This window comes from uncultured Parabacteroides sp. (assembly GCF_902493135.1).
In the GTDB taxonomy this organism is placed as follows: domain Bacteria; phylum Bacteroidota; class Bacteroidia; order Bacteroidales; family Tannerellaceae; genus Parabacteroides.
Window position 1 is genome coordinate 1 of the sequence record NZ_CABUOD010000020.1, and the last position, 22,149, is coordinate 22,149.

General features: G+C 46.5%; 21 protein-coding genes and 2 tRNA genes. 10 read left to right on the forward strand and 13 right to left on the reverse strand.

Going from position 1 to position 22,149, the window contains the following annotated elements; all coding sequences use genetic code 11:
* On the forward strand, nucleotides 1-244 hold a 244-nt coding region (locus RDN79_RS10560), incomplete at its 5' end, for a hypothetical protein (RefSeq protein ID WP_308573218.1).
* Nucleotides 245-358: 114 nt separating this feature from the next.
* On the opposite strand, the gene RDN79_RS10565 is transcribed toward RDN79_RS10560, so the two are convergent.
* The 4 genes from RDN79_RS10565 to RDN79_RS10580 are packed head-to-tail and all read right to left on the reverse strand — an operon-like array spanning nucleotide 359 to nucleotide 3,357.
* Entirely contained in the window at nucleotides 359-1,042 is a 684-nt protein-coding gene (locus tag RDN79_RS10565; RefSeq protein WP_298546935.1) for an RluA family pseudouridine synthase, read from the reverse strand.
* 3 nt (nucleotides 1,043-1,045) lie between these two features.
* Entirely contained in the window at nucleotides 1,046-1,792 is a 747-nt protein-coding gene (gene fabG / locus RDN79_RS10570; protein ID WP_298546937.1) for a 3-oxoacyl-[acyl-carrier-protein] reductase, read from the reverse strand.
* 18 nt (nucleotides 1,793-1,810) lie between these two features.
* The gene (locus tag RDN79_RS10575; protein ID WP_298546940.1) at nucleotides 1,811-2,755 is read right to left on the reverse strand and encodes a 3-oxoacyl-ACP synthase III family protein; all 945 of its coding nucleotides are present in this window, start codon (nucleotides 2,753-2,755) and stop codon (nucleotides 1,811-1,813) included.
* A gap of 14 nt (nucleotides 2,756-2,769) precedes the next feature.
* Complete coding sequence (locus RDN79_RS10580; RefSeq protein ID WP_308573220.1) at nucleotides 2,770-3,357, reverse strand: TetR/AcrR family transcriptional regulator; 588 nt, start codon at nucleotides 3,355-3,357, stop codon at nucleotides 2,770-2,772.
* 271 nt (nucleotides 3,358-3,628) lie between these two features.
* Between RDN79_RS10580 and RDN79_RS10585 the strand changes: the two genes are divergently transcribed.
* The 4 genes from RDN79_RS10585 to RDN79_RS10600 all read left to right on the forward strand — a co-directional run bounded on the left by RDN79_RS10585 (nucleotide 3,629) and on the right by RDN79_RS10600 (nucleotide 5,310).
* A tRNA-Met gene (locus tag RDN79_RS10585) sits at nucleotides 3,629-3,700 on the forward strand.
* A 165-nt stretch (nucleotides 3,701-3,865) separates the two neighbouring features.
* The gene (locus RDN79_RS10590) at nucleotides 3,866-4,771 is read left to right on the forward strand and encodes a J domain-containing protein (protein WP_298546944.1); all 906 of its coding nucleotides are present in this window, start codon (nucleotides 3,866-3,868) and stop codon (nucleotides 4,769-4,771) included.
* Between the two features lie 14 nt (nucleotides 4,772-4,785).
* Nucleotides 4,786-5,103, forward strand: a complete 318-nt coding sequence (locus tag RDN79_RS10595; protein WP_298546946.1) for a chaperone modulator CbpM — start codon at nucleotides 4,786-4,788, stop codon at nucleotides 5,101-5,103.
* Nucleotides 5,104-5,238: 135 nt separating this feature from the next.
* Nucleotides 5,239-5,310: transfer RNA gene (locus tag RDN79_RS10600), tRNA-Met, on the forward strand.
* Between the two features lie 111 nt (nucleotides 5,311-5,421).
* Here the strand turns inward: RDN79_RS10600 and RDN79_RS10605 are convergent.
* Nucleotides 5,422-5,835 (reverse strand): PaaI family thioesterase, encoded by a 414-nt coding sequence (locus RDN79_RS10605; RefSeq protein ID WP_008150565.1) that lies wholly within the window; start codon nucleotides 5,833-5,835, stop codon nucleotides 5,422-5,424.
* Nucleotides 5,836-5,909: 74 nt separating this feature from the next.
* Complete coding sequence (locus RDN79_RS10610) at nucleotides 5,910-7,778, reverse strand: endonuclease/exonuclease/phosphatase family protein (protein WP_374044509.1); 1,869 nt, start codon at nucleotides 7,776-7,778, stop codon at nucleotides 5,910-5,912.
* A gap of 484 nt (nucleotides 7,779-8,262) precedes the next feature.
* Between RDN79_RS10610 and RDN79_RS10615 the strand changes: the two genes are divergently transcribed.
* Nucleotides 8,263-8,436: a hypothetical protein gene (locus RDN79_RS10615; RefSeq protein ID WP_298546950.1), complete on the forward strand. Its 174-nt coding sequence runs from the start codon at nucleotides 8,263-8,265 to the stop codon at nucleotides 8,434-8,436.
* Nucleotides 8,437-8,455: 19 nt separating this feature from the next.
* Here RDN79_RS10615 and RDN79_RS10620 read toward each other — a convergent pair whose 3' ends face one another.
* Together RDN79_RS10620 and RDN79_RS10625 are read right to left on the reverse strand one after the other, a co-directional pair.
* The gene (locus RDN79_RS10620; RefSeq protein WP_298546952.1) at nucleotides 8,456-9,502 is read right to left on the reverse strand and encodes a low specificity L-threonine aldolase; all 1,047 of its coding nucleotides are present in this window, start codon (nucleotides 9,500-9,502) and stop codon (nucleotides 8,456-8,458) included.
* A gap of 99 nt (nucleotides 9,503-9,601) precedes the next feature.
* Nucleotides 9,602-10,111, reverse strand: coding sequence for an RNA polymerase sigma factor (locus RDN79_RS10625; protein ID WP_298546954.1), 510 nt, complete (start codon nucleotides 10,109-10,111; stop codon nucleotides 9,602-9,604).
* 262 nt (nucleotides 10,112-10,373) lie between these two features.
* Between RDN79_RS10625 and RDN79_RS10630 the strand changes: the two genes are divergently transcribed.
* Nucleotides 10,374-11,756 carry a nodulation protein NfeD gene (locus tag RDN79_RS10630; protein WP_298546956.1) on the forward strand — a complete coding sequence of 461 codons (1,383 nt, stop codon included), beginning with the start codon at nucleotides 10,374-10,376 and terminating at the stop codon, nucleotides 11,754-11,756.
* Nucleotides 11,757-11,782: 26 nt separating this feature from the next.
* Here the strand turns inward: RDN79_RS10630 and RDN79_RS10635 are convergent, their stop codons facing one another.
* Nucleotides 11,783-12,421 carry a helix-turn-helix domain-containing protein gene (locus tag RDN79_RS10635; protein ID WP_298546958.1) on the reverse strand — a complete coding sequence of 213 codons (639 nt, stop codon included), beginning with the start codon at nucleotides 12,419-12,421 and terminating at the stop codon, nucleotides 11,783-11,785.
* Nucleotides 12,422-12,491: 70 nt separating this feature from the next.
* On the opposite strand from RDN79_RS10635, the gene RDN79_RS10640 reads away from it, so the two are divergent.
* Together RDN79_RS10640 and kdsB are read left to right on the forward strand one after the other, a co-directional pair.
* Entirely contained in the window at nucleotides 12,492-14,765 is a 2,274-nt protein-coding gene (locus RDN79_RS10640) for a cation:proton antiporter (protein WP_298546960.1), read from the forward strand.
* A 41-nt stretch (nucleotides 14,766-14,806) separates the two neighbouring features.
* Nucleotides 14,807-15,571, forward strand: a complete 765-nt coding sequence (kdsB, locus tag RDN79_RS10645; protein WP_298546962.1) for a 3-deoxy-manno-octulosonate cytidylyltransferase — start codon at nucleotides 14,807-14,809, stop codon at nucleotides 15,569-15,571.
* On the opposite strand, the gene RDN79_RS10650 is transcribed toward kdsB, so the two are convergent.
* The 3 genes from RDN79_RS10650 to RDN79_RS10660 all read right to left on the reverse strand — a co-directional run bounded on the left by RDN79_RS10650 (nucleotide 15,546) and on the right by RDN79_RS10660 (nucleotide 20,164).
* Nucleotides 15,546-16,373 (reverse strand): DUF6057 family protein, encoded by an 828-nt coding sequence (locus RDN79_RS10650; protein WP_298546964.1) that lies wholly within the window; start codon nucleotides 16,371-16,373, stop codon nucleotides 15,546-15,548. The two genes, kdsB and RDN79_RS10650, sit on opposite strands and share 26 nt — an antisense overlap.
* Before the next feature lie 266 nt (nucleotides 16,374-16,639).
* Nucleotides 16,640-18,547: a membrane protein insertase YidC gene (gene yidC, locus RDN79_RS10655; RefSeq protein WP_298546966.1), complete on the reverse strand. Its 1,908-nt coding sequence runs from the start codon at nucleotides 18,545-18,547 to the stop codon at nucleotides 16,640-16,642.
* 9 nt (nucleotides 18,548-18,556) lie between these two features.
* Nucleotides 18,557-20,164 (reverse strand): CTP synthase, encoded by a 1,608-nt coding sequence (locus RDN79_RS10660; protein ID WP_298546968.1) that lies wholly within the window; start codon nucleotides 20,162-20,164, stop codon nucleotides 18,557-18,559.
* Between the two features lie 348 nt (nucleotides 20,165-20,512).
* On the opposite strand from RDN79_RS10660, the gene RDN79_RS10665 reads away from it, so the two are divergent.
* A complete protein-coding gene (locus RDN79_RS10665; RefSeq protein ID WP_298546970.1) occupies nucleotides 20,513-21,031 on the forward strand; it encodes an HdeD family acid-resistance protein in 519 nt (172 codons plus the stop codon).
* 23 nt (nucleotides 21,032-21,054) lie between these two features.
* Here the strand turns inward: RDN79_RS10665 and RDN79_RS10670 are convergent, their stop codons facing one another.
* A complete protein-coding gene (locus RDN79_RS10670) occupies nucleotides 21,055-21,963 on the reverse strand; it encodes an AraC family transcriptional regulator (RefSeq protein WP_298546972.1) in 909 nt (302 codons plus the stop codon).
* Nucleotides 21,964-22,149: the final 186 nt, after the last annotated feature.

Sequence of the window (22,149 nt, forward strand, 5' to 3'; positions counted from 1 at the left end):
CCGGAGCGTCTGCTGTTTGAGCGAAGCGAGTTTCAGACGCGACAGCGAACGAAGGGAACGGAGTAGCGAGGCAGGTTCGGCCTTGATCTTTTGGTTACTTTTGGATCAAGCCAAAAGTAACAGACAAATAGTCCGTGAAACGTCTTTTATTTTATCCGAAAACAGAACGGAAGAACGCCAAAAACAAATACAACATAATAGTTATCAACAAATTACCGCAATAGCATCCAAATATGTCTCCTAAAAAGAGGCCCCGGCAGTTTCGGCAGATTCGGCAGTTTTCCTACTTTTGTGCCCAACAAAAGCAAACAGGTGAAAGTTGTTTGCCCCTTAACTTTCATCTTTCATCTTTTAATTTTCACTTTTCAATTTTCAACTCCATAAGCGCTTTCCAAAGGGAATCGGCAGGCACGGGAGCGACAATGCTGACCGGTTGTTTCGATACGGGATGGATAAATTCGGCACTGCGGGAATGCAGGCTGATGCCGCCGTCCGGATTGGAACGGGGAAAACCGTATTTCAAGTCGCCTTTGATAGGACATCCCATCTTGGCAAGCTGGCAACGGATTTGATGATGGCGGCCTGTTTTCAGGTCTATAGCCAACAGATAATAGTTGTCCGAGCGGGCAATCACCTTATAATGCAGGATCGCTTTCTTGGCATTCGGCCGTTCCGTGTCGTAAGCATAACTCTTGTTCTGCTTCTCGTTGCGGACCAGCCAGTTCACCAGCTCTCCCTCTTCTGCCGGCGGACAGTTCTTCACGATCGCCCAATAGGTCTTCTTCACCTCGCCGACCCGGAACATCTCGTTGAGGCGGGCGAGCGCCTTGCTCGTTTTGGCAAACAACACGACACCGCTGACCGGGCGGTCCAGACGATGCGTAACGCCGACAAAGACATTTCCGGGTTTACAATACTTCTCTTTCAGCCATGCCTTCAGCATGTCCGAAAGAGGAGTATCACCGGTTTTATCTCCTTGTACAATCTCACGGCAAGTCTTGTTCACCGCAATGATATGATTGTCTTCGTAGATAACTTCCATATATTACATGTTCATGCCGCCATCCACCTGGATCACCTGGCCGGATACATAAGAAGACATGTCGGAAGCCAGGAAAGTAGCGATGTTGGCCACATCTTCAGGCGTACCGCCACGGCGCAGAGGGATCTTCTTTGCCCATTCGGCCTTCACTTCTTCCGGCAGTCCGGCGGTCATATCGGTAATGATGAAGCCCGGAGCGATTGCGTTGGCGCGGATGCCGCGTGAACCCAGTTCCTGCGCGATAGACTTGGCCAGGCCGATCATACCGGCCTTGGATGCCGAATAGTTGCTCTGGCCGGCATTGCCGTGCACACCTACGACGGAAGCCATATTGATGATGCTGCCCGAACGCTGTTTCATCATCACCGGAGTACAAGCGTGGATGAAGTTGAAAGCCGATTTCAGGTTGACGCCGATGACAGCATCCCACTGGCCTTCGCTCATACGCATCATCAGACCGTCTTTCGTGATACCTGCATTGTTCACGAGGATATCCACACGACCGAAATCCTTTACGATTTCAGCTACGACATTGTGCGTTTCTTCGAAATTGGCAGCGTTGGAAGCATAACCTTTTGCTTGAACGCCCAATGCTTCGATTTCCTTCTGGGTAGCCAGACCGTTTTCGTCGATCACCAAGTCCGTGAATGCGATGTTTGCACCTTCTGAGGCGAACTTCAATGCGATCGCCTTGCCAATACCACGTGCGGCACCGGTAACGATTGCCACTTTTCCTTCTAATAATTTCATATCAATTCCTTTTTAAATTCAACACTTGATCAAGCAAGCACCCGTAGAATAGCCACCGCCGAACACGGTAATGGCAACCAGGTCGCCGTTCTTGAAACTATGATCATTCTGGGCGTACACCAGCGCAGAGCTTACCGAACCGGTATTTCCCAATTCTTCAATATTGTGCAGGAACTTCTCTTCCGGCAGGTTGAGTTGCCTGGCGATGTTGGACATGATGCGCATATTGGCCTGGTGGCCGATGAAATACGTCAGGTTGTCCAGCGTATAGCCATTCTTTTCCAGCAGATAGAGCACGTTCTTCGGCATGTAGGTGCATGCCTGGATAAACACGTCACGGCCTTCCGGCATCATGATGCCGCCGTCGTACGGACGAAGATGCACCGCACCCGGAGCCTTGCCTAAATAACCGAGTCCTTGTGTATATACTTCGACGATTTCCGGATCTTTTTCCGAAACGCGCTCCTTCGAGATGAAGAAGGCCGTTGCCGCATCGCCCCAGAGGTGGCCGGCTTTCGGGTCCGTCTCGTTATAGTAGGCCGAGTTCTTGTCGGCAGACAGAACCAGGGCTTTTGTCGCTTTTCCCATGGCAAAATATCCTTCCACGACTTCCAGCGCATTCAGGAATGAGGAGCAGGCGGAAGAAAGATAGAGCGCTTTTGCATTTTCGATATTGAATTCATGCTGGGCAAGATGAGCCGCAGTCGCCACCGTATCGTACGGAGAGTAAGAAGCGGAAATAATCAGATCCACATCCGTAATATCATACGGCAATTTAGGTAGGGCGTTACGGACAGCTTCCATACTCATCGTATTGATATTTTCCTCGGCTTTTGCCTTAGACCGGGAACGAATCCCCGTGCGCTGTTCAATCCACTCGCTGGTTAGCCCGTTTAACTCTAAAAAATGTTGGTTATCGACCCGTTCTTCAGGTACATAAAACCCTGTTGCATTAATAAACATTCCTCAGTATTGTGTTACTTTATCTTTATACCATTGAATATCAAATTCATTACATTATCTCTCCGTTTAATCCGCTGGCTGATATTATCCCCCATGATTCCACGTATATACGGAACTTCCAACCCCTTCAGGGCATGATGAAGAACGACCGCCGTGATCTCGGTATCGGGCATCGCGAAGATGCCTTCCTTTACTCCGGCTTCCAGAATTCCTTGTATCAATTCCGTCTCGCGGATATCGAAGTTCTTCCTGATCTTCTCCACCCGCCAGATATCGCGAAAGAAGTTCGCACGCAACGTCCCATTACGAAAAACCAACGATTTAATTGCATCCAGTCTGGCATACAGGAATGTGATCAACTTCTCATCTGCAGGCAAGTCTTTCGCGGCTACATCCTGCAGCATCTTGTACAGCTGGTCCAACTCGGATTCGACGACTGCCAGATAAATCTCGTTCTTGCTTTTAAAGTACGTGTAAAGCGTACGCCTCCCTTTCTTGGATGCCTGTGCAATATCGTTCATTGTCGTATTATCCACCCCCATGCGGGCAAACAATTGTCTGGCCACATCCACCAACATCTCACGTGTTTTAGAAACTGTCATCGGCATTTGTATTGCACATTTTGATTAAAACTGTGCGCAAAAGTACCGGAAAAAATAATAACTACCAAAAACATACTTACATTTTATCCAAACGGACCTTTATAATAGAGATATGAACCAATCGTTATCCTAAAAGAGCGGAGCTTATTCCCGGAAAGCCATACCGAATATTTCTTTTAGCCGAAAGACAAAGAAAACCGTCGAAAAATTTGTTTTATCGGAAAGAAGCAGTATCTTTGCACTCGCAATCACAAAATGATCGCAGCCATATCGCGGAGTGGAGCAGTGGTAGCTCGTTGGGCTCATAACCCAAAGGTCGTAAGTTCGAGTCTTGCCTCCGCAACTCAGTAAGCCTTCGGTTCATCAGGACCGGAGACTTTTCTTTTTCACTTCCCCTAAAATTTATTAGTTCTATTTAAACCCGGCATGAACTCTCCGGCACATTTGTTGTTATTTTATATATGTATTAAAATCAGAAGAAGAAGTAGACTTAATAACATATATAAATATGGCCTATATAGATTATTACAAAATTTTGGGAGTAGACAAAAGCGCTTCGCAGGACGACGTCAAAAAGGCGTACAAGAAGCTTGCGCGGAAATACCATCCCGACTTGAACCCGAATGATCCGGACGCCCACCGCAGGTTTCAGGAAATAAATGAAGCCAACGAGGTGCTCAGCGACCCGGAGAAACGGAAGAAATATGACCAGTATGGAGAAAACTGGAAACACGCCGACGAATTCGAAGCCCAGCGACAACAATATCGCCAATACCAGAACGGACAAGGCGGAGGAACCTACTGGAGCACCTCCGGCGACGGCAGCGAATTTTCCGACTTCTTCGAACAGATGTTCGGAGGCATGGGCGGCAGAGGCGGACGCGGCGGCAGAAGCAGCCACGGTTTCCGCGGACAGGACTACACGACAGAGTTGCAGGTCTCTTTGGCAGACGCCGCCAAGACACACAAGCAGATCATCACCGTAAACGGCAAGAACCTGCGTATCACTATCCCGGCCGGCATCGCCGACGGACAAACCATCAAACTGAGAGGCCAGGGCGGACCGGGCGTGAACGGCGGGCCGGCGGGCGACCTGTACATCACCTTCCATATCCCGGAAGACAGCCGGTTCAAACGGGTGGGCGACGATTTGTACGTCACCGCTCCTTTAAACCTGTACACGGCCATCCTCGGCGGGGAACAGATTGTCGAGACAATGGACAGCAAAGTCAAGCTCAAGATCAAACCGGGAACCCAAAACAACACGAAGGTGCGGTTAAAAGGAAAAGGATTCCCCGTTTATAAGGAAGAAGGGAAGTTCGGAGACATGATAGTGACCTACTCTATCGACATCCCGACCAACCTGACGGACAAACAAAAAGAATTGTTCCGCGAAATACAAAGTCTTAATTAAAAAACGAGATTGTTATGCAAACAGATTTAATCATAGTCAGTGAATACTGCCGGATATGCCATATCGAACCTTCGTTTCTTTACCTGCTGCAAAAAGGCGGCCTGATAGAGATAGATACGGTAGAAGGGGAAAGCTACCTGCCTGCCTCCCAGTTGTATGACGTAGAACGATATACGCGTATGTATTACGACCTGTCCATCAACGTAGAGGGGATCGATGCCATCCATCATCTGCTGGGACGGGTGAAATCTCTGCAACAGGAGGTGCAACGGTTGAGAAATAAACTGAGGTTATACGAAACAGAAAATCATGATTCGATAGAAGATTTATAAACTGTCAAAATGCTGTTTCTTAAGGCCCGGGAAGCGGGGTACAAGAATATTTCGCAAACTATTTGTAAATATATTTGGATTGTAAGAATATTTTTGTACCTTTGCACTCGCAATCAGGAATGATCGTAACTATATCGCGGAGTGGAGCAGTGGTAGCTCGTTGGGCTCATAACCCAAAGGTCGTAAGTTCGAGTCTTGCCTCCGCAACCGGTAAAAGAGAATCAAGTAATTGGTTCTCTTTTTTTTATTCACCTTTGCCGCCCAATAAAAAAGGGATAGATCACCTGTTATGCAAAGCCGGCTCCCCGGCAACCGGCTTTATATCTGGGGATGGACGACGCAGAAGGTACCCGATGATTTGCTGACAAGCTTGTCATCGCAATAAATCTCGCATTCGCAAAAATGGAGATGGCTTCCCGGCTTCACGACATAGCCTTTAGCGATCAATTCCTTTCCCCATGCCGCCCGCAAGAAGGATATTTTAAGCTCGGCGGTCAGTACGTCGCGGTCCAAAGGCAGCATCGTGTAGGCGGCAAAACCGGCAATCGTGTCGGCAAGGGCCGCCAGGACGCCTCCGTGAATAACGCCGCTATACTGCCGCTGTTCATCATGCAAGGGCATGCGGGCTTCCACCCTTCCCTCTTCCACCACCGTAAAGTCAATACCCAAGTGATTGACATACGGGTTTGTATTCACACGGCTTATCAGCCGTTCCTTTACTTCCTGATCCATATTATCGATTCTTTAAAACAGCAAATGTTGCAAATAGACGAACAGGGCCTCCTTAAAAAGAGGACGTCCGTCTATTATAAATTCAATTCTTTTAATGTTTTCCCTTCCGCATTCAGCACACGAAGAGTCATCTCCTTTCCCTTCTTCTGCAAAACCATCACAGTAGCGCCATCCATCCGATAGCCGCCACCCACTACGACAGGATAATTGTTGCCGTCAGAACCTTCGGGGATATAAGCGAAACGATGAGTGTGGGCATTGATGCTGACGGCGAACGGCGCTTTCTCAAGGATCGTCCCCCACTCGTCGCGGCAAGGATTATACGAATCATAGCCCTCTCCTTTCCCAAAGATGGGAACATGATGGATCAATACCCGCTTGGAGGCTTTCCTGAAGGCTTTGGACGCCAGTTCTTCCCTAAGGAAACCGGCCTGTGCCTTACGCAGATCCGAAAAATCGTTCAACCCGTAATAGACCCAATGTGTATCCGGTTTGTCTTCACCGCAATCCAGCATGACGATACGCGTATCCCCCCAGTTGAAGGCGCCGTAAGTCTTATCGCCCACATAGTCGAAAAGACGGCGCAGGCCGATCGAATATGCGTTGCGTATCTCATGGTTTCCACGGATATAGAATACAGGCACCCGGTCGGCTCCAACCGTTTCGTTCAGTTCGCCAAGGAAGCGAGTCGCCTCGTCATGGTTGGCCGGATCGTCGATGCAGTCGCCATTGAAAACGACAAAATCATATTTCAAATCCTTCACCTGCTTATACAGCGCCTGCAAAGTCTCGGAATGTTTATGCAGGTCGTTGAATATAATGGCCGTAAAATCGGTATCCGTCGCAGCAGGCAAGGTGAAAGTATGGAAATCGGAAACGGCCGTTTCGCCGAATATTTTCTTATAAGCCTGATAAAGCATGATTTCCCGGGAACACACCCGGTAATAATAGGTTTTTCCCGGTTCCAAGCCTTCCAGTCTGATTTTATTTTGCAGATCGTTGCAGATCACTTGCCCGTCCACGATCGTACGGGCTTTTTGCAGGTGCTCCTTATCGGTCCCGTATTCCACATAGCTGTAAGCCGGGACGGTGGTCTGCCACATGACCGTAATTCCGTTTCCTACGGGATTTTGCAGATAGGGTTCCGTACGGAATATTTTGGCCGCGGGCTGGTTGAAGATAATATCCGTAAGCACCGGGCGATGGTCGGAAGCGGCCGGCTCGTCCCATACACGGGATGAGATACGGGTGAAGGCAGCCGTGTCTTTTGCATAGGCGGCGATGTAATCAATCGTTTCTCTGGGGGTATCAGCCGGGAAAGTCGGCTTTTTCATATCCGTCAGGATCACAAAATCCTTCTGCAACTGCCGGATAAACTCCGAATCGGGATGCGCATTCATATCGCCGGCAATAAAGAAAGGTTTGTTTGCCGAAGCCGCCACCTGCCTGATGACGGGCAGGGAAAGCATCCGGTCTTCCTCCGTCAACGAAAGATGCGTACAGCAGTAAATATACTTTTCAAATTCCACGACAAGCAACGCACGTGCCTCCTCCCTTCCCGGCAAGGGAAGGTAACGATAGCCGAGAGGCTTCTCCTTGCTCAACATGCCGATACCGTATTTTCCGCCGTCGTAATCGATTGCCGGGGCATACATATGATGCATCAGGGTAAGTCCGGCTATTTCCCGCAAAACGTCTTTTCCTCCGCTACGGCCTGTCACGCTGTCGATCTCCTGCACGGCCACGACATCGGGACAAACTTTAAGAATCACTTCCGCCGTGCGCCGGAAATCGGACACATCGTCCATCCCTCTCCCGTTACGGATGTTATAACTCATAATACGCAACGTATTATTCTCGCGTTCGCTTCTCTCCTTCGAGTAGACTTTCCCCAGTGGCAACAACAACATCAATGCCGTCACCAGCCAAACCGCCTGTTTCATTTTATCGCCGGATTATAGATTAGGGCACAAATGTAACAACTTTCGATGAGTCCGTCAAGATAAAACCTTGTCGGGCATCCCAACTCCGATATTTTATTTTATGATCGTTCCGAGAGGCAACAAGTGGACCGCAAATCGTATTATGAATGTAAAACCATTCCCTTCACATTATTAAATTTGACAATAACCCCCAATTGTGGTATTTTTCTATTTCATCTGAAATTCCAGTTCATTTAAAACTTACGTTTTGTTCGGATAAGGCGTATTCCGGCTGGAAAGAGAGTTCACGAGGCCGGCACCTCATCCCGATACCGGATTCGTTTTGTCGGTCCGGCCGCAAACAATAGAACAATATGCTAATCCCCAACTCCCGGAGAATCGAATATTTGCAAACCGGGACAAGCCTACATCCTCTTACGTCAAAAGTTTTTTCCTGCCTTTCCGCCATGAGGTGCGCAGAACTTTTCCATGACGACCGTCTTCGTTGCCGGGAGTTGCCGGGACCATAGGCAATGACGACCGTCTTCATGGCGGCGAAGTCAATTTTCACGGCCATGAAGACGGTCGTCATCGCGGAAAGCCGGCAAAGAAACGAAAAAAGAACCGTTCTGCCCTCAAAATGCAAGCAACCGGACCGTTCCTGCATCAGGCTCCCTAAATGCCAAATAAACCGTTTTTTACAATAAGGAGGAGGAAGGGGTTTCTTTAAATACGAAATCCAACGTCCGTATCATATCGTCAATATCCTCATCCGTCGTGTCCCACGAAGTGACAAAACGCGCTTCGTTGGCTTCTTCATTCCACATATAAAAGAAATATTTTTCTTGCAGCTTCTTTAGCGGTTCCGTGGGGATGGTAAAGAAAAGCTGGTTGGATTCTATCTTCTGGGTAAACCGTATCTGCGGATATTTTTTCAAGGCTTCCGCCAGGCGATAAGCGCTATTGTTTGCTTTCCGCGCGTTTTCCAACCACAGGTCATTTTCCAGATAAGGGATAAACTGGCAGGAAAGATAACGCAGCTTGGAAGCCAATTGAGCAGATTGCTTTCTGAAATACTGCAAATTCCCGGTTATCTCCGGACGGAAAGAGACGACAGCCTCTCCCATCATCATCCCGTTCTTGGTTCCCCCGAAACTGAGGATATCCACCCCGGCATCGACGGTCACCTCCCGCATCGAACAATTCAGATACGCACAGGCATTCGCCAGGCGTGCCCCGTCCATATGCAAATACATATCATACGAATGCAACAGGTCGGCAATCGCCTTGACCTCTTCGATCGTATAAATCGTCCCCAACTCGGAAACTTGTGAAATATAAACAGCTTTCGGCTGCGAATGATGGCAGACGCCGAAATTATGCAGACGGGGCTTGATCAATTCCGGTGTCAGTTTTCCGTCCGGAGTCGGAATCGTCACGACCGCGCAGCCGGTCATACGGGCAGGAGCGCCGCACTCGTCCACATTGATATGAGCTGTTTCAGCACACAAAATACTATTGAACGGACGTGTCACGGCCTGCAAAGCCACAGAGTTCGCCCCTGTTCCGTTAAAAACAAAAAAAGGCGATGCCATTTCGCCAAACACTTCTTTTATTTTCGCAGTAGCCGCTACGGTCCAGGGATCGTCGCCATATCCTACTGCATGGTTATCATTCGCCTTTATCACGGCATCCATTACCAAAGGATGTACGCCCGAATTGTTATCACTTGCAAAACTTCTCATTCCCATTTAAAATTTTGCGCCAAAAGTAATAAAAATAAACGGGAGCACCTCTCGGATGCCCCCGTTTATTTTTTTTACATATTTATTTTAAACTTCACCTTAACTTCGATGAAAATCTTTCAAGACTTTTTGCAATTCCTGACGGGCGAAGAAGATACGACTCTTAACCGTACCCAAAGGAACGCATAGTCTTTCGGCTATCTCATTGTACTTATAGCCACTCAAAAACATGGAGAACGGAACTTTTAGCTCATCGTTCAGGCTGTTTATCGCTTTTGTAATTTCTTTAATTTGATAAGCGCCATCCGGGGAATCAAAACCTGAGTCATTCACAACATCTAAATTATATAAGTCCACCCCCTGATCGACGACGGTCTGGGTACGAACGATTTTATGGTAATTATTTATGAAAATATTGCGCATTACGGTCAAGACCCATCCTTTGAAATTGATATTGTCTACAAACTTTTCCTGATTGTCTAAAACCTTCAGCGTTGTATCCTGCATCAAATCCTGGGCGTCATCACGATTAGCAGTGAGCATTAATGCAAAATTCATCATATTTTCTTGCATACTCAATAATTTTTTTTGAAATTGCAACGCGTTCATATTGCTTACTTTTTTATAAGGTTTAATACCGGTTTAGTATTATCCTTCAGCATTGAAGGACATTACAAATGTAGAAATAATATTTTAATTACAATGCGGTTTGATGATTATTAATATTAAAAATCGTAACTTAATACATTTATAACAAACAGCCCTGTAAATGAGCAGGATTTACAAGTTATGAAACAACAAAAATGCAAAATTCACAACATGTATATTACAAATTCGTATGACATGTAAAAGAGATGGAGAATAGTATAAAATGAAGAAAAAATTAGGACTTTTTTTAGCTGTCATATTGGTCCAGATAGCCCCTTTCATATCGGCGGCAGATGCTTCGCACCCGTTAGTCTATAAAATCGATATAAAAAAAGAGATCAGCAACACCACACGCCTGTATCTTAGCAACGGTTTAGCGGAAGCCAACGCTTTGGGTGCAGATGCCGTCCTGATCCACATGAACACATACGGCGGGCAGGTGGATGCGGCCGACTCGATGCGTACGGCTGTTTTATACAGCCCCATCCCTGTCTATGTCTTCATCGACAACAATGCAGCTTCGGCCGGAGCGCTCATTTCGATCGCATGCAAGAAAATTTATATGCGGAAAGGCGCCAACATCGGGGCAGCCACCGTCGTGAACCAAACAGGGGAGGCAATGCCGGACAAATACCAGTCTTATATGCGCTCCATGATGCGTTCGACGGCCGAGGCGCACGGACAGGATACTATTATACAGAAAAACGACACTCTATACAAATGGAAACGGGATCCGCTGATCGCCGAAGCGATGGTAGACGAACGGGTTGTCATTCCGAACCTGATAGACACCGGAAAAGTCCTTACTTTTACAGCGCAAGAAGCTCAAAAGTGGGGGTATTGCGACGGCATAGCGGAAAATGCAGATGAAGTAATCACACAATATTTAGGATATAAAGAATACGAAATGAAAAGTTATACCCCCAGTTGGCAGGATGACTTAAAAGGATTTTTGATGAACCCTATTTTTCAGTCTATCCTGATCATTATTATCATCGGAGGGATTTACTTTGAAATGCAAACACCGGGACTGGGCTTCCCCTCTGCGGCGGCACTACTGGCGGCCATCCTCTACTTTGCGCCGCTCTATATAGACGGGCTGGCGGCAAACTGGGAAATTCTGACCTTCATCATCGGCATTCTATTGCTCGCAGTGGAAATCTTTATCATTCCCGGATTCGGAGTTGCCGGAATAAGCGGTATCGTATTGGTGATCGGCGGCCTGGTCATGGGCTTGCTGAATAATGATCATTTCGATTTCGAAGGGGTCAGCGGAAAAGAGATCGGTGAAGCGACATTGACGGTCCTGGTCGGATTAGTGGCCGGCTTCGGCCTGATGATCTGGCTGTCCAATAAGATAGGACACCGGGGAATGTTCCGGAAAGTCGCGCTGAATACGGATTTGAAAGATGCGATATCCTCCCCTGACTTATCTTCGCTGGTCGGGAAAGAGGGAATAGCCGCTACCGTATTGCGTCCTTCCGGAAAAGTATCGGTCGACGGAGAATATTATGACGGGGTTTCCGAATCCGGCTTTATAGAGAAAGGATGCAAGGTCAAGGTTGTCCGCTTCGAGAATGCGCAGGTGTATGTAGAAAACCTCTGACACGCGGCCGACCGCAAAGGCCGGCCCTACGCAGGGACGCGCCGATACAAGATATGCTTGTCGATCACGACATATTGCAGGGCGTTCATGGCCAGGAGATCGCTCAGGATATTCTTTGCGGTGTAATAATTGATCCGCCCGATACGGCAAAACTGGCTGATATTGATATGGGGACGATTATCCAGATACGCAAACAAACGTTCTACGGGTTTACTTATCTTCAATAAAGTCCCGTCCGGTTTATGCTTTTTCTGCCAGGCGAGCACCAGTACTTCGTTTGCCAATATATTTTCATCGGCGACCCTTATATAGGCTTTAAACTTATCATCCTTATCGGGAGCAGTGTGCGGTTTATCCGGACTCGGGGCGATGTAGACCTCCAGAACCGTCTTGCCGTTCACCTCCCAACGTGTCGCTTCAAAAGGGACTTCCGGGCGGGTGTACATCCTGGAAGCTGCCTCAATCATATAATATTCTTCTTCGCTTCTGACACCGGAGATATTCCCGTTATCTTTCACACCGATCAAAAGGCGTCCGCCGTCAGTATTGGCGAAAGCACTCAGCGTACGCGCGATCTTCTTGCTGTCGCTCACTTCGAACTTAAAATCGAGTTGTTGGTGTTCCCCCTGCTCTATCAACGCTTCTATCGGATGTATCTTCTTCATTTTGGCAATTTTTTAGAACGGCAAAATTAAAATAAATACATAACTTTGCCAACGGAAAAACAACGAAAGCATGTCTCAAATACCATCTCTTATATCGGATCTTGCTGTCATACTGATTTCAGCGGGATTGGTTACCTTGCTTTTCAAAAGGTTAAAGCAACCGGTCGTACTCGGATATATCGTAGCCGGAATCCTGGCCGGTCCGTCTATCACACTAATACCGACTGTCACGGATGTAGAAAGCATCCGTATCTGGGCGGATATAGGCGTGATCTTCCTTCTGTTCGCTTTAGGGCTCGACTTTAGTTTCAAAAAGCTGATGAAAGTCGGCGGGACAGCTGTGATCGGGGCTATTACCATCGTGATCGGCATGATGACCCTCGGCTATACAGCCGGATTGTCTTTAGGTTGGGGACATATGAACAGCCTGTTCCTCGGAGGAATGCTTTCCATGTCGTCTACAACGATTATTTTCAAAGCGTTCGATGACATGGGACTTCGCAACCAGCGATTTGCCGGAGTGGTCTTCGGAATCCTTGTGGTCGAAGACCTGTTTGCCGTTTTACTGATGGTTTTGCTGTCGACATTGGCAGTCAGCAAACACGTGGAGGGAATGGAACTGCTCAACAGCGTGGTCAAACTGGGAATCTTTTTGCTGTTCTGCTTCGTCATAGGCATCTATCTGATCCCCTCTTTTCTGAAAAAAGCCAGGACTTTCCTGAATGACGAGACTTTGTTGATCGTCAGCCTGGGACTATGTCTGGGGATGGTTATCATTGCCACAAAAGCCGGTTTTTCTTCCGCTTTGGGAGCTTTCGTCATGGGATCTATCCTGGCTGAAACCATTGATGCGGAACATATAGAACATATCATCAAACCTGTAAAAGACCTTTTCGGAGCCATATTCTTCGTCTCTGTCGGGATGTTAATCGATCCGGCATTGCTGTGGGAATACAAAATTCCGATCCTGATCCTTACATTGGTCGTAATGGTCGGACAAATATTATTTGCCGGCTTCGGGGTATTGCTTTCCGGTCAGCCGGTCAAGATAGCCATACAATCCGGTTTCTCTCTCGCTCAAATAGGCGAATTCGCCTTTATTATCGCATCGCTGGGGCTGACATTAGGGGTAACCGACAATTTTCTCTATCCTATCGTCGTGGCGGTCTCGGTCGTTACGACTTTCTTTACGCCTTACATGATTCGCATGGCAGAGCCAGCATGCCGGGTTGCCGACCGGGTGATACCGAAGTCATGGATGAAATTTCTCGAACGCTATTCTTCCGGTTCCAATACCATACGCCAGAAAAGCGCCTGGAATAAGTTGTTGAAGGCACTGGTTCGTATAGTCGGCACCTATACGGCCGTTACCCTTGTCCTGATCTTTATCTGGCTTCAGTTCGTGGCTCCTTTTATAATGAAGGAACTCCCCGGCATACGGGGGGCAGGCATCTCACTCGTTTTGATCCTGCTATTAATAGCTCCCATGTTGCGTGCGATCATGATGAAGAAGAACCATTCGGCCGAATTCCAACAACTATGGCTGGACAACAAGTACAATCGGGGTCCATTGGTTTCACTGATCATTTTACGTATTATATTATGTATCGGGCTGGTCATGTTGCCCGTCGCCCGTTTACTGAACGCCGCAGTCGGTATCGTCTTGGCGATTGCTGCAACCGTCATAGTTATTGTCATTTTATCCAAACAGCTGAAAAGACAATCGATCCTGATGGAACGGCACTTTTTCAGCAACCTGTCCGCACGCGAATTGGAAAACGAACGGAAAGCTCCGATCAACCAGCGGTTTGCCAACCACCTGTTGGAACGCGACCTCCACTTAGCTGATTTCGAAGTGAAACAAAACTCTCCCAGCATGGGAAAGACCTTGAAGGAACTCAACTTCCGTCAGAAGTGCAATGTCAACATCGTGACAATTATCCGGGGAGAACGGCGGATTAATATTCCCGGAGGAGAGGAACGCCTCTATCCATTTGACAAATTGGTCGTAGTCGGTGCGGATGATGATCTCGAACATTTCCGCCAATATCTGGTCGAACGATATAAAAAGGCCCAAAACAATAAGGAGCAGACAGTGCATGAAGTCAATATGGAGCAATTCATCATTGCCGAAGGTTCGCACCTGATCGGACGTACAATCCTGGAATCCGGCATACGGGACAAGTCTGCCTGCTTGGTCATCGGCATCGAACGAGGCGCTTCTTCCATCAAAAACCCCTCTCCTTCAACCGTTTTCGAAGAGGGAGATATTGTATGGATTGTCGGAGAGCATGAAAAGGTACTCCGGTTGAGCGAAGGAAAAACGGTGGCAATCGATAACTGACAATACACAATTTCATAAATCATAAATTATAATTCAAAAACATGAAGTTTATAGGAATAATCCCCGCGCGTTATGCCTCTACCCGCTTCCCAGGGAAGCCACTTGCCGATATGGCAGGCAAACCGATGATCCAACGGGTTTACGAGCAAGTCCAAAATGTGCTTGATGCCGTCTGCGTAGCTACGGACGACAGCCGTATAGAAGCGGCAGTCCGGGCTTTCGGCGGCAATGTCGTCATGACCTCCGACCAACACAAAAGCGGTACGGACCGTTGCTATGAAGCATATTGTAAAATAGGAGACGGATATGACGTGGTTGTCAACATACAAGGTGACGAACCTTTCATCCAACCGGAACAGATCGAAATACTAAAAGCATGTTTCATCGATGGCAACACCCAAATCGCCACCTTGGTAAAACCATTTCGACCGGATGACGATTTCGAAACGACCTTATTCAACCCCAATTCACCGAAAGTTGTCTTGAACAAGAATAACGAAGCCCTGTATTTCAGCCGCTCGATCATCCCATACATGAGAGGCAGGAAATATACCGAATGGTTGCCGAACCATACCTATTATAAGCATATCGGACTATATGCTTACCGTGCCGACACACTAAAAGAGATCACCCGTTTACCTCAGTCTCCTCTGGAGCTGGCTGAAAGCCTGGAACAACTGCGCTGGCTGGAAAACGGCTACAAGATTAAAGTCGGAATTACCCGGCAGGAAACAATCGGCATCGACACGCCGGAGGATATGGAAAAAGCATTGGCTTTCCTTAGAAATCAGCAATCAGGAAAATAAAAGATCCCAACAATGCCGACAATATACCAACCATAACAATAACAGATAAGGCGCTAATCGGCATATCCCGGAACTTTTTTATCTGCAAAAACAGAAGACTGAAGCAAAACAGAAGAGGCGGAAAAAAAGAGGGCATACCGTGATGCGGATATAAATAAGCCTGCTCTTGTGTCAGCGAATAAAAATGTCCCAGCCAAATCGGCATAAAAATGCCTGTCACTAAGAGCAGACTCCAATACAGCCAGCGCTTGGGCTCTTTCCCTGTCTCATAAAAAAGGACTAACAGCACAAAGAAATTAAGCCGGTTACCCGCAAGAAAATAGATCACAGGCAATGCCAACAATCCCGCCAATATGCTCAACCATTTATTATTGATGTAAGTATATCCTAAAAAGAGGAGAAGAGAAACGACCGTTGCCAAAATAGAAGGCAACAGATAAGTCGGATAGCAATAACCGCCCCATTCCAACATAATCGGAAGAAAAGCATACAACGATGCCATCTCGCCAACATCAAAACGTTTCAAGACCAAAGTCAGAAACCACCATTCCAAAATTAAAATCAAAGTGATCAAGAATGGAGCGCCGGATGATCCGCCAAAAGACATCAGCACATTTCCACTATAACAAACCAACCATGCCGGTTTAGCCAGATAAGAGGCAAAAGCCCCCAACATGAATAGACCATCAGTCTGTTCTTTCAGAAAAAAAGCAACCGGACATACAAATTTGAAAAAAGCAAAGCAGGTCACGCCGAATACAACGACAGCAATACTTTGCAAAAGAACTTCTTTCTTTGCCATACGTGAATAATTTATACCCTATAACAATCTAAACACTTCACAATGAAATGATCTATATATAAGTTCTCATCATCTATTGATTCGTCAACTCGCCGCTTACTTTAGATAAGCGCAAATGTACAAACATTCTGTAATAAATAATCCCGTAAATCTGTTTTTTTAAATCCAAGACGGCTAAAATCAAAATTTGCACAAAAAAACAGGCAAGGAAGTAAAACTTGTTCCTTGCCTGTTATATTTATGCCGAACTTCTTCGAAAAGCAATATTATCTGTTCTTTCTCTGTTGTTTCTGCTTTTCCAATTGAGCTTGTTGGGCTTTCTGGGCTTCTTCCAGCCGCTTCATAAAGCCTGACTTCTTCATCGGCTTCTTTTTATTTTCTTCCAACTTGGCCAACAGTTTATCTTCGTTAATCGTATAACGGAAGATGACAGTCTGCAAGATCGTGATCAAAGTGGAGATGAAGTAATAGTAAGTCAGACCGGATGCATACTGGTTAAAGAAAACCAACATCATCAGCGGCATCATATACATCATCGCCTTCATGCCCGGCATCTGCTGCTGCCCGGTGTTGGTCTGCTCCATATTGAACTTCGTGTATATGATGTTCGTTACGGTCATCAACAGACAGAACAAACTGATATGGTTGCCGAAGTACGGTGTAATAATAGGAATATATGTATTCCAACTTACAATCGCATCATAAGTAGACAAATCGTGTGCCCAAAGGAAACTCTGGTGACGCAATTCGATTGCCGACGGGAAGAACATGAACAAGGCGACCAAGATCGGCATCTGCAACAACATCGGAACACATCCCGACATCGGGCTCGCTCCGGCACGGCTATACAGTTCCATTGTAGCACGCTGACGCTCTACAGCCTTATCCTGTCCCGGATATTTAGCATTGAGCTCTTCCACCTGCGGACGCAATACACGCATCTTGGCCGATGACATATAAGACTTGTACGTCAACGGGAACAGGATCAATTTAACGATAACCGTCAGCAGGAAGATCAACAAACCGTAGCTATGGATAAACTGCCCAAGGAAGTTAAACAACGGAATGACGAAATACTGGTTCACCCAACGGAAAATACCCCATCCCAGCGGCACGATCTTTTCCAGATCCAGTTGGTCGGCCTTTTCCACATTATCGTCAAATGACTTCAACAGTGAAAACTGGTTCGGACCGAAATAAAAACGCAGATCGGTCGACTCGTTTCCTTTCAAATCAAAAGGAACGGAGGTCGTTGTTTTATATTCCTTCAGGAAAGGGCCGCCTTCGGGCAACATCTTCGAATCGATAGTCGTCGACTCGAATCCTTCGTTTCCGGCGATCAGGATAGAAGAAAAATACATATCTTTATAAGCGACCCATTTCAACCGGTTAGACAATTGCTTACTATCGTTCTTGGTTTCGCTCAGGTATTCCACGTCGTCAGCCATAAATTTATAATACACCGTTGCATAACGGTCTTCAAACTTACGCCCTTTTTCCTGCTGGGTTATTTTTTGCTGCCACAACAGGTCCAATGCGGTCGTACCCGGCGACAGTACACCATTCAAACCGGTTCCCTTAATAGAGAACTGCAACATATAATCGTCAGGTTTCAAGGAATACATAAAATCCAGATGGCTGCCTTCGCCTGTATTCAGGCGCATGGTGATACTGTTCGGGTCATTCCCTTTTACAGGAGTAAAATACAAATCGCCGGTATTTACCACACGATTATCAGCCGTTACCAAAGTAAAATCGAACTTCGAATCCTTCTCATCAAAAAGCACCAGAGGTTCGCCTTTATAATTATCGTACTTTTTCAGGCGGACATATCCGATACGTCCTCCCTTATTATCCAAACGGACTTCAATCAGCTCGTTTTCCAAAACAGTGGAACCATCCTCTCCTACCATTGCATCAGCAAAAACGCCAAACGTGTTTTGTAAACGGGCAAGCCGTACGGAATCGGGCAAGCCGGCCAGTTCTTCGTCCGCTTTAGCTTCCTTATTCAATTCTTTCTGCTGTTCCAGCTGCTTTGCATATTCTATCTGGGCGATCGAATCCTGCATCCGGCGCTGTGCTTCCATCTGCTCCGGCGTAGGTTTGTTCAACCACGTAAATACAATTAAGACAACTCCAATAAGCAGGAAACCTATTATCGTGTTTTTATCCATCTATAATTCTTATTTTTTATTTTCAACTGCAGCTTTCACAAAGCTAACGAAAAGTGGGTTAGGGTTAACCACCGTACTGTTATATTCCGGATGGAACTGAACCCCCACAAACCATTTCAAAGCTGGGATCTCAACGACTTCAACCAAGTTCGATTCCGGATTTTCGCCGACGCACATCATACCGGCGGCTTCAAACTTATCGCGATATTCACTGTTGAATTCAAAACGATGACGATGGCGTTCCTGGATATGTGTCTGTCCGTATGCTTCATAAGCCTTGGAGCCTTTCTTCAACACACAGTCGTATGCACCCAGGCGCATAGAGCCACCCATATTGGTCACGTTTTTCTGCTCTTCCATCAGGTCGATCACCTTATACGGAGTATTGGGTTCCATTTCGGTCGAGTTCGCTTCCGTCAGCCCCATTACGTCGCGGGCAAATTCGATCACCATGCACTGCATGCCCAAACAGATCCCCAGGCAAGGAACATCGTTTTCACGAGCATACTTCAATGCGGCAAACTTTCCTTCAATACCACGTTGCCCGAATCCCGGAGCAATCAAGATTCCGTCCATATCCTTCAATAATTCGGCTGCATTGCCGTCATTCAGTTTTTCGGAATGGAACAAATGCAAATCGAGCTTACGATCATTATAAATAGCTGCCTGCAACAGAGATTCGTCGATCGACTTATAAGCGTCCTGCAGCTCAACATATTTACCGACCAAGCCGATCTTTACAGTTTCGGTAGCGTCTACCTTACGTTGTAAGAACTGATGCCAAGGCTTCATTTCCGGTGTCGGTCCGACTTCCAGTCCGACTTTACGCAGGATCACTTCGTCCATTTTCTGACGCTGCAATACCAACGGTACTTCGTAGATCGTCGGAACATCGATCGACTGTATAACCGCATCCTGTGCAACATTACAGAAAAGAGCGACTTTACTTAATATATTGGCACTTAACTCATGTTCGGTGCGCAACACCAGGACATCCGGCTGGATACCCAACTCTTGCAGCTGTTTTACGGAATGCTGTGTCGGTTTGGTTTTGTATTCTTTTGCAGCCGCGATATAAGGCACATAGGTAAGATGTACGCATATACAATTCTTTCCCAGTTCCCATTTCAGCTGACGTACGCTTTCGATAAACGGAAGAGATTCGATATCGCCTACCGTACCGCCGATCTCAGTAATCACGAAATCAAATTTGTATTTATTTCCCAGCAATTTCACATTGCGCTTGATCTCGTCCGTGATATGAGGCACCACCTGGACAGTCTTTCCCAGGTAATCCCCTTTACGTTCTTTGCTGATAACGCTCTGATAGATGCGTCCTGTAGTGATGTTATTTGCGCGGGTTGTCTGAACATTCAGGAAACGTTCGTAGTGTCCGAGGTCCAAATCCGCTTCATGTCCGTCTACGGTAACATAGCATTCCCCATGTTCATACGGGTTCAACGTACCCGGATCGATATTAATATAGGGGTCAAATTTCTGAATGGTAACCTTGTAACCTCTTGCCTGAAGTAGTTTACCCAATGATGCGGCAATAATTCCCTTACCTAAAGAAGAGACCACGCCGCCCGTAACGAAGATGTACTTTGTATCTGCCACGATAGTAATATTTTAATTATCTTTTAATTGCACACTCGCATTTCAAAATTGCAAAGTTACATATTTTCATCCATATGGCAAGGGGTAAGAATATATTTGACGGAGCGACCGCATCAAAAGATTGTTTATACGCCTAATGTTTCTTATCGCCTCGGCTACAATTCTGTAATCGTCGGTGATTTTATAATCAGTGCCGTCGATTACAGAATAGTAGGGCAACCGAAATAGAATAACAGGGAAAGAAAATAGGTTAAGAGAGGCATTGCGTCCTTTTTTCTTTCTTTTTCAATAGAAAATAGCGTATCTTCGTTGTTACATAAGAAATGACATTCTAAATTAGAAGAAAGCATGAAAGGTTTAAATGGTTCAGTCCTACGTTGCATATTCGCAATCGTGCTGGGACTTGTATTGGTTCTTTGGCCGGAAGCGGCTGTAACTTATCTGGTGATAACGATCGGGATCTGTTTCATCATACCCGGATTATTCTCGCTCTTGAATTACTTCACCCGCGAGAAAGTGGAAGGCGAGCCGAGTCCGATGTTTCCGATCGACGGGGCGGGCAGCATCCTGTTCGGGGCATGGCTGGTGATCATGCCGCAATTTTTCGTCAGTATATTAATGTATATTTTAGGGGCTTTGCTGGTTCTTGCCGGAGCACAACAATTGATATCACTGGTTTCCGCCCGCAAATGGCGCACAGTTCCATACGGATTTTACATCCTGCCGTCCCTCATCCTGATAACAGGGGTCATGATCCTTGCCTACCCGTTCGGAGCGGCAGCCAACACATTCGTGATTTTCGGAGTCGCTTGCCTGGTCTACGGCATATCCGAATTGATCAACTGGTATAAGTTCAGTAAAAGATAAGAGAAACCGGAGTACCGCCCGTTTCAGGACTTACGGTACTCCATCGGGGAAATCCCCATGTGTTTCTTAAAAAATTTCCCGAAAGTCGACTGGTCGGAAAAGTGAAGTATATCCGCCACCTGCTGAACAGTTGCCTGCGGGGCTTTCAAGAGGATTTTCGCCTCGACGATCAAAGCATCGTCTATCCACTTATTTGCGGACTTGCCCGTCAGTTCCTTCAAGATCAACGACAGATATTGCGGCGTGATAAATAACTTTTCGGCATAAAAAGTAACCACATGCTGCTCCTTGCAATGTTCAAACAACAATTGCAGGAACTGTTCGAACAGTTCTTCCTTACGGGAAAGGGTCGGCCGGATCAAACGGTCTTTCTTGCCCAACAATATATTTCCCAGTTCCAACAGAAAGCCTATAAAGGCATTCTGCACCAGTTCCTTCTGATAAAAATGAGTGCGCTCCCTCATTTTCTCCCGTATGACCTGCATACAACCGGCCAGTTTTACCGCTTCTTCCGGTTCCAGTTCCGTACAAGGATTCTTGCGGACCTCCATATAGTTCGCAATCGCCTGAGTCCTGTTACCTCCACCCGGATTACAATCGTTCAGAAACTCCTTGGCCGCAATCAGCAAGCGGCCTTTAAAATCTTTACTGATCTTGTCAAGCTGGAGCGCATGCGTAGGCATGATCGTTATAAAACTATTCGGCTTGACAGTGTAAGAAACATAATCCAGATGAATTTCAAGCGTTCCTTCGAAAGTCAACACCATTAAAAGCGCATTCAACCGCATCGGAGCAAAACGTTCGGGCGAGTCGGGATCTCCGATATCCATACTACCGTCCAGATCTGCAATCGAAAAAATATCCTGAAAACTATCACGGAAAATAATGCTTTTATTCAGCTCCGCCAATTCTATTAAAGGAAGTTTTTCCATCTTTACCTATTTACTAATCGTGTACTTGCAAAGGTAAACATTTTTTCAATAAACAGAAAGATGTTTCATTTTTTACCAATGAATAACGGTTTTTTAGGAATAAGAGAACCTTCACTTATTCGTTTTCGACTAATTCCGTAACAGAATAAACCTTTTTAGTTTTCCAAATTAGACAGACCTTTGCAA